The organism is Pseudomonas sp. 3JA, from assembly GCF_036961705.1.
Classification (GTDB): domain Bacteria; phylum Pseudomonadota; class Gammaproteobacteria; order Pseudomonadales; family Pseudomonadaceae; genus Aquipseudomonas; species Aquipseudomonas fluorescens_Q.
In genome coordinates this window covers 25298-38220 of sequence record NZ_JBAMDJ010000031.1, presented here as the reverse complement: position 1 = coordinate 38220, position 12923 = coordinate 25298, and the positions used below count along the sequence as shown (strand labels likewise).

Below are 12923 nucleotides of genomic sequence, written 5' to 3'. Positions count from 1 at the left end.
GGACGCATCCCCTGCGTCCGGCGTGACACAGCCTAAGGTCGGCGTCATGCTCGACCTTATGTTGTGGCAGCTAACCCACGCTGCCGTTTTCGTCCTCGGAGACCCCCCCCATGAATGGCTCGACCTACCCTGCCGCCCAGCACGTCATGGTGCTCTACACCGGCGGCACCATCGGCATGCAAGCCAGCGCCCACGGCCTGGCCCCGGCATCCGGTTTCGAAGCGCGGATGCGCGATTACCTGCACAGCCAACCTGAACTCGTCGTCCCGCAATGGCGCTTCCGGGAAATGTCGCCGCTGATCGATAGCGCCAACATGACACCGGCCTACTGGCAGCAACTGCGCGAAGCGGTGGTCGATGCCGTGGATGTGCAGGGCTGCGACAGCGTACTGATCCTGCATGGCACCGACACCCTGGCCTACAGCGCCGCGGCGATGAGTTTCCAACTACTGGGCCTGCATGCACGGGTCTGCTTCACCGGCTCCATGCTGCCTGCCGGCGTGACCGACAGTGACGCCTGGGAAAACCTCAGCGGTGCGCTGGTCGCTCTCGGCCAAGGCCTGGCGCCGGGTGTGCATCTGTACTTCCATGGTGAACTGCTGGCGCCAACCCGTTGCGCGAAAGTGCGCAGCTTTGGTCGTCACCCGTTCAAGCGCCTCGAACGCCAGGGCGGCGGCCTCAAAGCCTCCTCGCTGCCGGCGCAGCTGAATTACAACCAGCCCAAGCAACTGGCGAACATCGCGGCGCTACCGCTGTTTCCCGGCATCAGCGCCGAGATCCTGGACGGCCTGCTGGGCAGCGGCATCCAGGGTCTGGTGCTGGAATGCTACGGCAGCGGCACCGGGCCGAGCGACAACCCGGCCTTCCTCGCCAGCCTCGAGCGGGCGCGGGACAGCGGTGTGGTCATCGTGGCGGTGACCCAATGCCATGAAGGGGGCGTCGAGCTGGACGTTTACGAGGCTGGCAGTCGCTTGCGTGGCGTTGGCGTACTGTCCGGCGGCGGCATGACCCGTGAAGCCGCGTTCGGCAAGTTGCAGGCATTGATTGGCGCCGGTCTGCCCGTGGAAGAGGTGCGACGGTTGGTTGAGCTGGACCTGTGTGGCGAACTCGCCTGACCCAGGCTGCGCACTAACCTGTGGCGAGGGAGCTTGCTCCCGCTGGAGCGCGAAGCGCTCCCAATGATCAGCGGTCGCTGCGCGCCCGAGCGGGAGCAAGCTCCCTCGCCACAACTGCAGTGTCATAGCACAAAGCGTCCGGCATATAACTTGCTCCGTTTCCAGCTTCCCCAGGCTGGAAACGGACATGCTTCATTCCCACCTCACCACCCTCAACGCCGTCTCACTGGTACTGAGCACCTTTAAAAGCGAAGGCTTGCCCAGTGATGCCTTGTTGGCCGGCAGCGGCATCAGCGCGGCGGACCTGAGCCGCGCCGATACGCGCATCACCACCAACCAGGAGATGCAGGTCTGCGCCAACGCCGTGGCCCTCAAGCGCGACATCGGCCTGGAGCTGGGCCTGCGCATGCACGTTTCGTCGTACGGCATGCTCGGCTATGCGCTGCTGACCAGTGCCACCTTAGGTGACGCCTTGCGCCTGGCGCTGCGCTATCCGGCGCTATTGGGAACACTCTTCGAACTGAACCTGGACGATGACGGCCAGTACGTCTGGTTCAGCGCCAGCGATTATCGGGAGAATCCGGCCCTGGCGGTGTTCAATGCCGAGTTCTGCATGGTTTCGCTGAGGGTCATCTGTAACGACCTTCTTGGTCATGCACTGCCCTTGCGTGCGGCACGCTTCGAACATCCGGCGCCCGATTACCAGGCGCGCTACGCCGCGCTCTTCGATTGCCCGGTGCGCTTTGACAGCGTCGATAACGCGTTCGCCTTCGAGCGTCACTGGCTCGACCAACCCTTGCCCCTGGCCGACCCCGTCACCCATCACGCCATGGCCGAACGTTGCCGCCGGCAGAACACCGAATTCACCGGACGCCAGGCCTGGCTGGGACGGATCCGCCAGTTGCTCGACGCCCAACTGAACGCCGCCCCCGGGCTGGAAGGCCTGGCCGAACAAATGAACTGCTCGGCACGCACCTTGCGACGCCACCTCAAGGACCTGGGCTGCAGCTACCAGGAGCTGCTGGACGAACTGCGCTTCGAACGGGCCAAGCAGATGCTCTGCGAGGATCAATTGCCGATCTATCGAATCGCCGAACGACTGGGCTTCAGCGAAACCGCCAGCTTCCGCCACGCCTTCGTGCGCTGGAGCGGCGTGGCGCCCAGCCAGTTCAGGCCTTGAACCGTTGCTTTCCAATACTTGGGGGGACCGGGATATGGCTAGTACCTGTGGCGAGGGAGCTTGCTCCCGCTGGACGGCGAAGCCGTCCCAAAGATGGTCAGCGCAGTCCCACGGACAAACCGCATCAGCCGAATTACGACGGCTGCGCCGCCGAGCGGGAGCAAGCTCCCTCGCCACAGATGGTGTGCGCCTTGAGGCCCAGTCAGCGCCGCAAAAACGCCTGATGCAACGCATCCACCGTATCGAAGTGATACGCCGGGCCCTCGGCGCTAAGTTCTTCATGGCTGCCAAACCCATACCCCACCGCCGCTGCATCCAGGCCATTGCTGCGGGCGCCGATCAGGTCGTGTTTGCGGTCGCCGATCATCAGGGTGCTGGCCGGGTCGAGGCCTTCTTCGGCCAGCAGGTGGGCGATCAGCTCGATTTTGTCGGTGCGGGTGCCGTCCAGTTCACTGCCGTAGATCACCTTGAAGTGCCGGGCGAAGTCGAAGTGGCGGGCGATTTCCCGGGCGAAGACCCAGGGTTTGGAAGTGGCGATGTACAACTGGCGCCCTTGGCCGCCCAAGGTTTCCAGCAGTGGCATCACGCCGTCGAAGACGCGATTTTCGTATAGGCCAGTGACCTTGAAGCGCTCGCGATAGAAATTCACCGCCTCCCAGGCCTTCGCTTCGTCGAAGTCGTAAAACTGCATGAAGGCCTGCAACAGCGGCGGGCCGATGAAATGCTCGAGGCGGGTCAGGTCGGGCTCGTCGATGCCCAGCTTGCTCAAGGCGAACTGGATCGAACGGGTGATGCCTTCGCGGGGGTCGGTGAGGGTGCCGTCAAGGTCGAAGAGTACGGTTTGGTAATGCATGTCAGTTCCAGAGTAATGGACGGGCTCGAATGCTTTTGTGGCGAGAGGATTTATCCCCGCTGGGGTGAGAAGCAGCCCCGATCAGGCTGAAAACTATCCAACCTGACACACCTCAGAGGGCTGCTGCGCAGCCCAGCGGGGATAAATCCCCTCGCCACAGGGTCCCGGGCAGGTCGGTCAGGATTGTGGCTGGTCGTAGCCTTCAGCCAGATGCAGGTCCTTGAGCTTCACGTAGTTCGCCGCACTGTAGGTGAAGAACGCGCGCTCCTTGTCCGTCAGCGGCCTGGCCTGCTTCACCGGGCTGCCCACATATAAAAAGCCGCTTTCCAGACGTTTGCCCGGCGGCACCAGGCTGCCAGCACCGATGATCACATCATCTTCGACCACCGCGCCGTCCATGACGATGCTGCCCATGCCGATCAGGATCCGGCTGCCCACGGAGCAGCCATGGAGCATGACTTTGTGGGCGATGGTCACGTCGTCGCCGATCAGCAATGGGAAGCCCTCGGGATTGAACGGCCCGGCATGGGTGATGTGCAGCACGCAGCCGTCCTGGACACTGGTGCGGGCGCCGATGCGGATGCGGTGCATGTCGCCGCGAATGACCGTCAGCGGCCAGACGGAGCTGTCTTCGCCGATTTCGACGTCGCCGATCACCACCGCGGTGCTGTCGACAAAAGCGCCACGGGCTAACTGCGGGCTGTGATTCTGGTACGTGCGAAGGGTCACGATAGGCTCTCTCTTTGTTACTGATAGGTGCTGCTAGCTGCGGTGAACGTCGATTGTAATTAAGATGGGCCCATGTTTCTTCCAGCCAAGGTGTCAACCGTGAGCGTGAACAACCCTCTTTTGCAATCCTATGACCTGCCGCCATTCTCGGCGATCCGTGCCGAGCACGTGCAACCGGCCATCGAGCAGATCCTGGCTGACAACCGTGCCGCCATCGCTGAAATTCTCAAGACCCAGGGCAGCCAGCCTACCTGGGCCGGCCTGGTATTGGCGATGGACGAACTCAATGATCGCCTGGGCGCCGCCTGGAGCCCGGTCAGTCATTTGAACGCCGTGCGCAACAGCCCGGAACTGCGCGAAGCCTATGAGGCCTGCCTGCCGGCACTGAGTGCCTACTCCACCGAGCTGGGCCAGAACCGCGAGCTGTTCCAGGCCTTCGAAGCCCTGGCGAGCAGCCCTGAAGCCGCCGGTTTCGACGTAGCGCAGAAAACCATCCTGGAACATTCCCTGCGTGACTTCCGCCTGTCGGGTATCGACCTGCCACCGGAGCAGCAGAAGCGTTACGCCGAGGTGCAGAGCAAACTGTCCGAGCTGGGCAGCCGCTTCTCCAATCAACTGCTGGACGCGACCCAGGCCTGGACCAAGCACGTCACTGACGAAGCCGCCCTCGCCGGCCTGACCGACTCGGCCAAGGCGCAAATGGCCGCCGCTGCCCAGGCCAAGGAGCTGGACGGCTGGCTGATCAACCTGGAATTCCCCAGCTACTACGCAGTGATGACCTACGCCGAAGACCGCGCCCTGCGCGAAGAAGTCTACGCCGCCTACTGCACCCGCGCCTCCGACCAGGGCCCGAACGCCGGCCAGAACGACAACGGCCCGGTGATGGAACAGATCCTCGACCTGCGTCAGGAACTGGCCCAATTGCTCGGTTTCGCCAACTTCGCCGAGTTGAGCCTGGCGACCAAGATGGCCGAGTCCAGCGACCAGGTCCTCAGTTTCCTGCGTGACTTGGCCAAGCGCAGCAAGCCGTTCGCGGCCCTGGACCTGGAACAGCTCAAGGCCTTCGCCGCCGAACAGGGCTGCCCCGACCTGCAAAGCTGGGACAGCGGCTTCTACGGTGAAAAACTGCGCCAGCAGCGTTACAGCGTGGCCCAGGAAGCCCTGCGCGCCTACTTCCCGATCGACAAGGTCCTGAGCGGCCTGTTCGCCATCGTCCAGCGTCTGTATGGCATCGAGATCGCCGAACTGAAAGGTTTCGATAGCTGGCACCCGGACGTGCGCCTGTTCGAAATCAAGGAGAACGGCCAGCACGTCGGCCGCTTCTTCTTCGACCTCTACGCCCGCGCCAACAAGCGTGGCGGTGCCTGGATGGATGGCGCCCGCGACCGTCGCCGTACGATCGATGGCGTCCTGCAAAGCCCGGTCGCCAACCTGGTGTGCAACTTCACCCCGGCCGACAGCGGCAAGCCGGCGCTGCTGACCCACGACGAAGTCACCACGCTGTTCCACGAGTTCGGCCATGGCCTGCACCACCTGCTGACCCGCGTCGAACATGCCGGCGTGTCCGGCATCAACGGCGTGGCCTGGGATGCCGTGGAGCTGCCGAGCCAGTTCATGGAAAACTGGTGCTGGGAACCCGAAGGCCTGGCGCTGATTTCCGGCCACTACGAAACCGGCGAACCGTTGCCCCAGGACCTGCTGGAGAAAATGCTCGCGGCAAAAAACTTCCAGTCCGGCCTGATGATGGTTCGCCAACTGGAGTTCTCGCTGTTCGACTTCGAGCTGCACGCCACTCACGGTGACGGCCGCAGCGTGGCGCAAGTGCTCGAAGGCGTGCGCGACGAGGTGTCGGTCATGCGTCCGCCGGCCTACAACCGTTTCCCCAACAGCTTCGCCCACATCTTCGCTGGCGGTTACGCGGCGGGCTATTACAGCTACAAGTGGGCGGAAGTGCTATCAGCCGACGCGTTCTCCAAGTTCGAAGAGGACGGCGTGCTCAACGCCGACACCGGTCGCGCCTTCCGCGAGGCGATCCTGGCCCGTGGCGGTTCCCAGGAGCCGATGGTGCTGTTCGTCGACTTCCGTGGCCGTGAACCGTCGATTGACGCACTCTTGCGCCACAGCGGCCTGACCGAGGACGCGGCAGCATGAGTGAGGGACCTGTGATTACCAAGCGACGCTTTATCGCCGGGGCGGTCTGCCCGGCCTGCAGCGAGCCGGACAAATTGATGATGTGGAACGAAGACGGCGTACCGCACCGTGAATGTGTGGCCTGCGGTTATTCCGACACACTCAACGAGCAAGGCCTGTCGGTGCCCAAGGAGTTGGGCACCCGCGTGAACACGTCGGCGCTTAAAGCGCCGGACGCCAAGGTCCAGGCGGTGCAGTTTTTCCCCAACCCCAAGTTGAAGAAAAAAACCGACTGACATCTGCGGCATCACCTTCCGGGCCGCCCGGCCCGGAAGCGGTACATATATACCGCAGGGCTTACGGCCTTCCTGCCCAGACTTGTTCATCAAGTCCACTGACAGGAAGGCTTCCATGCCCCACGCTGACAACCCGCTGTTGCAGGCCTACGACCTGCCCCCTTTCGACCGAATCAAAGCCAGGCATTTCTCACTGGCCCTTGACCGGATCCTGGCCGAGAGCCGTGCCCAGGTCGCCCATATCATCAAGACCCAGGCAGCGTTTCCCACCTGGGATGACCTGGTGCTGGCCATGGATGAAATCCACACGCGATTGGAAGGTTTCGACGCCTTGCTGGACCTGCTGGCCTCGGCCCGGAGCGGGGACGCGTGGGCGCAGGCTTCACTGGACTGCACGGAGCGGCTGCATGATTTCCAGCGCTGGCTGAGGCAGCATCCAGAACTGTTCCAACTTTATCAGCGCCTGGCAGACAGCCAGATCGCCCAGCATTTCGAACCGGCGCGCACACGCGTCCTGGAAAAAATCCTCCGACAATTTCGCCAGAACGGTCTGGCGCACACGTCGCGGCCCGACCTGGACGCCTTGAAGCGCCGCATCAAAGAGGCTCAACAACAGTTTCTGGAGAACCTGCACAAGGCCAATAACGCCTGGAGCAAAACCTTCGACGATGAAAGCGAGTTGAGCGGCCTGCCGTCGGCTTTCAAGCAGCAGATGGCCCGCCAGGCGCGCGAGGCTGGGCACACCGGATGGCGGCTGGTCCTCAGCGACGAGTCATTTGGCATCGTCACGGGCTACGCCGACAACCGCCTTTTGCGCCAAGCACTGTACGTGGCCTACAGCACCCGCGCATCGGACCAGGGGCCCCACGCCGGCCAGTTCGATAACGGCAAGGTTCTCCAACAATTGCTCGATGATCGACACCAGTACGCGACAGCACTCGGCTACGCGAATTTCGCCCAAATGGCGCTCGAGCCAGAACAAGCCGAATCGGCCGAGCAGGTCACGACATTCTTGCGCGGGCAACTCGCCCTGCACCAAAGCGCTTTTGCCAAAGACACCGAACAGCTCAAGGCCTTTGCCCGCCTGCATGGTTTCAGCGAGCTGCAACCTTGGGATTATCCGTTCCTGACGGAAAAGCTTCGCCAGCAGGCGGCGGGAACCTCCCGACATGCGCTCAGTGCCTGGTTTCCCTTGGCGTCGACATTTGCACAACTGCTGCTGATCGCAACGGAGCTGTTCGGGGTGGATTTCATCGAGCGTCAGGACGTTGCCACCTGGCATCCGGAGGTGCGGCTTTTCGAAGTTCGCGAGTGGGATCAGCTCATCGGCTACCTGTATTTCGATCCGTTCGACGACGCGAACCGCAACGGCTACCCCAATACCACCACCCTGCGAAACCGCTCCATCACCGCCGAAGGCCGGCCTCGGCACCCTGTCGCAATCCTGCATGGCTGGCTGCCGCGCGGCTCGGGTGCCCAGCCAGCCGTGCTCGACCACCTGCAGTTGCGCATTCTGTTTCATGAGTTCGGCCATTGCCTGCATCATCTGCTGACCCGGGCCGAGTACCGCGAGATTTCGGGCATCAGCGATCTATCCCGCGATACGTCCGAGTTTGCCGGCATGCTGTTGGAACAATGGTGCTTCTCCAAGCCATGCCTGGTCCGCGTGTCGAAGCACTACCAAACCGGTGCGGCGATGCCGGAGAAGGTCGCCGATCAACTGCTGACCTTCGCCAATACTCAGGCCAGTTGGGAAACTGCCTTGCTGTTGCGCAATGCGTTATTCGATATGGAGCTGCATCGGACCCACGGCGACGGGCGTAGCGTCCAGCAGGTGTTCGACCAGGTCAACGCGCACACGGGGCATTTGCCCTCGTTCGCGAACGAACGCTGGCCCAATGGCCTGGACTATATGGTGACCGGTTATGCGGCGAGGATTTACGCCTATGCCTGGTCGAAGGAATGGGCCCTCAGCGTGTTCGAGCGGTTCAAGCGCGAAGGCCTGTTCAACCCGGCGACAGGCCGGGCGCTGCGCGAAACCGTGTTTGGTCCGGGCGACTCGCGGCCACTGTCCGAATCCATCGCCGCCTTTATCGGCCCATCGTCGATCAATGCTCCGGCTGCAAAACCTGAGGATCGAGGTGTCGCGCCGTCGTCGTTGAATTGACCCAGCTTTCCAGGGAGCACAGGGCAAACACGCTGGTGCTGCAGTCGCCGTTCGCCAATGCCGTGCGAAGTTTTTCCACATCGGCCTGCATCATGTAGCGAACGCCATCCTTGAAGTGATGGCTGTCACCGAAGCCGCCCTCCATCATTTCGTTCAGGGCATCTTCTTTGCTCCAGCCCTGAACGACCACCCGGTACATGGCGGCCACCAGCCCGGTGCGATCCGAGCCGTGCTTGCAGTGCATCAGCACCGGCCCCTTGGCCTCGGCAGCCTGGACGGCGCGCAGGGCCCGGAGAATGTCACTGTCGTCGACATGGTTGGTGCGATAGGGCAACTGCACTTGCTCGATGCCGGGGGTGGACAGCCAGCGCTTATCCGACTCCGGCAGGAAGGTAATGACCGTGCCGATCCTGAGTTTGCCCAGCAGGGGCAAAGCCCCGCCGTCCGGCAAGGAACTGCGGTACAGCGTAGGGGACATCTGGTAAAGGTTGTAGTCCTTTTCCACTGGCCGGGCCCATTCAGCAGGCCTCGTCCCGGCGGCATCATCCGCCTGGACCGGGGATTCGACGAGTCCGACGAGCAAGGCCAGGCAGAGCAGTGAACGGGTACATAACTTGAACATGCAGGAGCGACCAGGAGCGAAAAGGTACGAGACGGCCAGTTTCGGCTCGCTCCGGTTAAAACCCCGTAAGGAGGATGTCAAAGTGTTGTGAATTGCGCACCGGGTGCCCATCGGGCTGCTGAATGGCACTGGCCTAAATGGAAGGCAGCGAATACTGTATGCACATACAGCTATTGGAGTATCGCCATGTCAGCCTCTCTGCCGCCGCGCGGTCGCGGCACCGCTGCCAACCCGCACAATCGCTTTGCCCCGAGCCGCTCGGTGACCGAGGACGACGGCTGGTATCAGGAAGTCCCGCCGACCCAGGGCACCGAAGTGCGCATCGAAATGGCCAAGACCATCATTACCCGCAATACCTCGTCCGATATCCCCTTCGACCGCTCGATCAACCCGTACCGAGGCTGCGAACACGGCTGCATCTACTGCTATGCTCGGCCCAGCCATGCCTATTGGGACATGTCGCCGGGGCTGGATTTCGAAACGAAGCTGATCGCCAAGAGCAATGCCGCCGATGTGCTCGAAGAGCAATTGTCCCGGCGCGGCTATCAATGCGCACCGATCGCGCTGGGGTCCAACACCGATCCCTATCAGCCTATCGAGCGTGAACAACGGATCACCCGCCGGATTCTCGAGGTGCTGCTGCGCTATCGGCATCCGGTGACCATCGTCACCAAGGGTTCGCTGATCCTGCGCGACCTGGACCTGCTGACCGAGCTGGCGCAACAACGCCTGGTGCACGTGATGATCAGCCTCACCACCCTGGACGATGAGCTCAAGCGTATTCTCGAACCCCGCGCGGCAGCGCCCAAGGCGCGGTTGCGTGCGATCAAGGTCATGCGCGAGGCGGGCATTGCCGTGGGGGTGCTGTGTGCACCGATGATCCCGATGATCAATGACAGCGAGATCGAGAGCCTGCTGACCGAAGCCCACGCCGCCGGCGCGCAGAATGCCGCCTACGTCATGCTGCGCCTGCCGCTGGAAGTCGCGCCGCTGTTCGAGGATTGGTTGCAGGCGCACTACCCGCAGCGCGCCGCCCATGTGTTGAGCCTGGTCCGCCAGAGCCGCGGCGGCGAGTTGTATGACAGCCGCTTCGGTGCGCGGATGCGCGGTGAAGGCCCGTTCGCCGACCTGCTGGCCCAGCGTTTCGTCAAGGCACTCAAGCGCTTGGGGCTGGAGCGCCGTGACGGATACAATCTGGATTGCGATGCCTTCTGTCCGCCGGGCCGACAGATGTCTTTGATTTGATTAAAGTTGACCTTGGAACGGCTGCTGGACATGAACTGCGCCAGTGTTTCGCCACCCCTGTAATCGTTGTCCTAGAGCCTTCGATTTCAGTTTGAGTTAAGTTTCGGCCGCTACCTTGTTCTTCGAGTGACTGACGGGTCGAACATGTCGACCTGGATGTTTTAGCCACTGGTTCCGTCAAAGAGGATGAATCATGAGTGACAAGGATAAACAGCCGTTGGCTGCGTCGGCTTCAGCCCAACCCGAGGCGGAAACCGCCGATGCAGCGCTGCAGCATATTGTTGACGGCTTTTTGCATTTCCATCACGAGATCTTTCCGCAACAGGAAGAGCTCTTCAAGAAACTCGCCACCGCCCAGAAACCCCGGGCGATGTTCATCACCTGCGCCGACTCGCGCATCGTGCCCGAGTTGATCACCCATAGCTCCCCCGGCGACCTGTTCGTGACCCGTAACGTCGGCAACGTCGTTCCACCTTATGGGCAAATGAACGGCGGCGTCTCCACCGCCATCGAATACGCCGTACTGGCCCTCGGCGTGCAGCACATCATTGTCTGCGGCCATTCCGATTGCGGCGCCATGCGTGCCGTGCTCAACCCGGACACCCTGGAAAAAATGCCCACGGTCAAGGCCTGGCTGCGCCACGCCGAAGTGGCCAAGACCATGGTCCACGACAACTGTCCGTGTGGCGACGAAAAACAGACCATGCCGATCCTCACCGAAGAGAACGTGATCGCACAGTTGCAGCATTTGCGAACGCATCCCTCGGTCGCATCGCGCATGGCCAATGGTCAGCTGTTCATCCATGGCTGGGTGTACAACATCGAGACCAGCGAGATCAAAGCCTATGACGCGGACCAGGGACGTTTCCTGCCGCTCGATGGCAGCCATCCGATACCGGTGGCGACGCCCAAAGCGCGCTTCTAACCACTCCTAAACTTGTGTGGTTCAAGCCTTGCCGCCATTTGCGCGGTAGGGCCTTGCCATGCCTGAAGAAAACTTCGGGAGAGTCGCCATGCGTGCTCAATTAAAAGCTGTTCTGCCACGGGAGCTATTGGCTTCGGTGGTGGTGTTTCTGGTGGCGCTGCCCTTGTGCATGGGCATTGCCATCGCGTCCGGCCTGCCACCGGCCAAAGGCCTGATCACCGGCATCATCGGTGGCCTGGTGGTGGGTTTCCTGGCAGGTTCCAAGCTGCAAGTCAGTGGCCCGGCCGCCGGGTTGGCGGTGTTGGTCTTCGAATTGGTGCGCCAGCATGGCGTGGCAATGCTCGGGCCGATCCTGTTGCTGGCCGGTCTGTTGCAATTGTTGGCCGGGCGCTTTCGCCTCGGCTGCTGGTTCCGGGTCACCGCGCCTGCGGTGGTGTACGGGATGCTGGCGGGTATCGGCGTGCTGATCGTATTGTCCCAGGTCCATGTGATGCTCGACGCCGCGCCCAAGCCGTCAGGGCTGGATAACCTCGCGGCGTTCCCGGCGGCGGTGGCCCAGGCCTTGCCGTCCTTCGGCTGGCAGGCCGGCTTGCTTGGTTTGTCGACGATTGCGGTGATGTGGTTGTGGGAGAAGTTTCGCCCTCACAGCCTGCGCTTCATTCCCGGCGCCTTGCTTGGGGTGGGCCTGGCGACCATCGCCAGCCTGCTGCTAGCCTTGCAGGTCAAACGGGTGGAAGTCCCGGAGAACCTCGCCGAAGCCATTGATTGGCTGCGCCCGGCGGACCTGCTGAACCTGGCCGACCCGACGCTGCTGATCGCCGCCTTCGCTGTCGCCTTCATTGCCAGCGCCGAAACCCTGCTGTCGGCAGCCGCCGTGGACCGTATGCACAGCGGTGACCGTGCGGACTTCGACCGCGAACTGTCGGCCCAAGGTATCGGCAACATGCTCTGCGGCCTGCTCGGCGCCCTGCCGATGACCGGGGTGATCGTGCGCAGCTCGGCCAACGTCCAAGCTGGGGCCACCACGAGGATGTCGACGATTTTCCACGGCCTGTGGTTGCTGCTGTTCGTGTTGTTGCTATCCAGCGTGCTGCAAAGCATTCCGGTGGCGAGCCTGGCGGGCGTGCTGGTGTACACCGGTTTCAAACTGGTGGACCTCAAGGCGTTTCGCGGCCTGGGCCGTTATGGCCGGATGCCGATGTTCGTTTACGCCGCGACGGCGTTGGCGATCATCTTCACCGACCTGCTGACCGGTGTGCTGATCGGCTTCGGCCTGACCCTGGCGAAACTGGCCTGGAAAGCCTCACGGCTGAAAATCAGCCTGATCGACCTGCCCCAGGAAGGCGAAATGGAACTGCGACTGGTCGGAGCGGCGACCTTCCTCAAGGTGCCGGCGCTGACCCAAGTGCTGGGCAGCATACCGACAGGCGCGACCGTGCATGTGCCGCTCAATAACCTGAGCTACATCGATCACTCGTGCCTGGAGCTACTGGAAGAATGGGGCCGGGCGAATGCCAGCAAGGGTTCGAAGCTGCTGATCGAATCCCGCGGGCTCAAGCGCAGGTTGGAGGGGCGGTTGCGCACGACCGTGGGGGTTGGCGCGGCTTCTGCCTGACGCTCCCACAGGCAACCGCTCACTCAAGGTTTGCTTGATTCATTGT

At 62.5% G+C, this 12923-nt stretch carries 11 protein-coding genes; 8 read left to right on the top strand and 3 right to left on the bottom strand.

The window, feature by feature from the left end:
* Nucleotides 1–110: 110 nt before the first annotated feature.
* Both V7773_RS21980 and V7773_RS21975 read left to right on the top strand, forming a co-directional pair.
* Nucleotides 111–1115 (top strand): asparaginase, encoded by a 1005-nt coding sequence (locus V7773_RS21980; RefSeq protein ID WP_092148750.1) that lies wholly within the window; start codon nucleotides 111–113, stop codon nucleotides 1113–1115.
* Between the two features lie 187 nt (nucleotides 1116–1302).
* The gene (locus V7773_RS21975; protein WP_336075123.1) at nucleotides 1303–2295 is read left to right on the top strand and encodes an AraC family transcriptional regulator; all 993 of its coding nucleotides are present in this window, start codon (nucleotides 1303–1305) and stop codon (nucleotides 2293–2295) included.
* A gap of 202 nt (nucleotides 2296–2497) precedes the next feature.
* On the opposite strand, the gene V7773_RS21970 is transcribed toward V7773_RS21975, so the two are convergent.
* Together V7773_RS21970 and V7773_RS21965 are read right to left on the bottom strand one after the other, a co-directional pair.
* Complete coding sequence (locus tag V7773_RS21970) at nucleotides 2498–3148, bottom strand: HAD family hydrolase (RefSeq protein ID WP_336075122.1); 651 nt, start codon at nucleotides 3146–3148, stop codon at nucleotides 2498–2500.
* A gap of 177 nt (nucleotides 3149–3325) precedes the next feature.
* Nucleotides 3326–3877, bottom strand: a complete 552-nt coding sequence (locus V7773_RS21965) for a gamma carbonic anhydrase family protein (protein WP_063323560.1) — start codon at nucleotides 3875–3877, stop codon at nucleotides 3326–3328.
* 99 nt (nucleotides 3878–3976) lie between these two features.
* Between V7773_RS21965 and prlC the strand changes: the two genes are divergently transcribed.
* From prlC to V7773_RS21950, 3 genes are all read left to right on the top strand, one after another.
* Nucleotides 3977–6028, top strand: a complete 2052-nt coding sequence (prlC, locus tag V7773_RS21960; RefSeq protein ID WP_063325191.1) for an oligopeptidase A — start codon at nucleotides 3977–3979, stop codon at nucleotides 6026–6028.
* Nucleotides 6025–6303, top strand: a complete 279-nt coding sequence (locus V7773_RS21955) for a YheV family putative zinc ribbon protein (protein ID WP_018600854.1) — start codon at nucleotides 6025–6027, stop codon at nucleotides 6301–6303. Before prlC ends, V7773_RS21955 begins: the two co-directional genes overlap by 4 nt.
* Before the next feature lie 115 nt (nucleotides 6304–6418).
* The gene (locus V7773_RS21950; RefSeq protein ID WP_336075118.1) at nucleotides 6419–8470 is read left to right on the top strand and encodes a M3 family metallopeptidase; all 2052 of its coding nucleotides are present in this window, start codon (nucleotides 6419–6421) and stop codon (nucleotides 8468–8470) included.
* Here the strand turns inward: V7773_RS21950 and V7773_RS21945 are convergent.
* Nucleotides 8412–9092 (bottom strand): phosphatase domain-containing protein, encoded by a 681-nt coding sequence (locus V7773_RS21945; RefSeq protein WP_336075117.1) that lies wholly within the window; start codon nucleotides 9090–9092, stop codon nucleotides 8412–8414. The genes V7773_RS21950 and V7773_RS21945 overlap by 59 nt on opposite strands.
* Nucleotides 9093–9278: 186 nt before the next feature.
* Between V7773_RS21945 and V7773_RS21940 the strand changes: the two genes are divergently transcribed.
* The 3 genes from V7773_RS21940 (at nucleotide 9279) to V7773_RS21930 (ending at nucleotide 12877) form a co-directional block, all read left to right on the top strand.
* Complete coding sequence (locus tag V7773_RS21940) at nucleotides 9279–10337, top strand: PA0069 family radical SAM protein (RefSeq protein WP_063323563.1); 1059 nt, start codon at nucleotides 9279–9281, stop codon at nucleotides 10335–10337.
* Between the two features lie 193 nt (nucleotides 10338–10530).
* Nucleotides 10531–11262, top strand: a complete 732-nt coding sequence (locus tag V7773_RS21935; protein ID WP_063323564.1) for a carbonic anhydrase — start codon at nucleotides 10531–10533, stop codon at nucleotides 11260–11262.
* A gap of 88 nt (nucleotides 11263–11350) precedes the next feature.
* Complete coding sequence (locus tag V7773_RS21930) at nucleotides 11351–12877, top strand: SulP family inorganic anion transporter (protein ID WP_063323565.1); 1527 nt, start codon at nucleotides 11351–11353, stop codon at nucleotides 12875–12877.
* Nucleotides 12878–12923: the final 46 nt, after the last annotated feature.

Coding starts and splice junctions, on each gene's coding strand:
- V7773_RS21980 (WP_092148750.1), top strand. CDS start 111: ATGAATGGCTCGACCTACCCTGCCGCCCAGCACGTCATGGTGCTCTAC.
- V7773_RS21975 (WP_336075123.1), top strand. CDS start 1,303: ATGCTTCATTCCCACCTCACCACCCTCAACGCCGTCTCACTGGTACTG.
- V7773_RS21970 (WP_336075122.1), bottom strand. CDS start 3,148: ATGCATTACCAAACCGTACTCTTCGACCTTGACGGCACCCTCACCGAC.
- V7773_RS21955 (WP_018600854.1), top strand. CDS start 6,025: ATGAGTGAGGGACCTGTGATTACCAAGCGACGCTTTATCGCCGGGGCG.
- V7773_RS21950 (WP_336075118.1), top strand. CDS start 6,419: ATGCCCCACGCTGACAACCCGCTGTTGCAGGCCTACGACCTGCCCCCT.
- V7773_RS21945 (WP_336075117.1), bottom strand. CDS start 9,092: ATGTTCAAGTTATGTACCCGTTCACTGCTCTGCCTGGCCTTGCTCGTC.
- V7773_RS21940 (WP_063323563.1), top strand. CDS start 9,279: ATGTCAGCCTCTCTGCCGCCGCGCGGTCGCGGCACCGCTGCCAACCCG.
- V7773_RS21935 (WP_063323564.1), top strand. CDS start 10,531: ATGAGTGACAAGGATAAACAGCCGTTGGCTGCGTCGGCTTCAGCCCAA.
- V7773_RS21930 (WP_063323565.1), top strand. CDS start 11,351: ATGCGTGCTCAATTAAAAGCTGTTCTGCCACGGGAGCTATTGGCTTCG.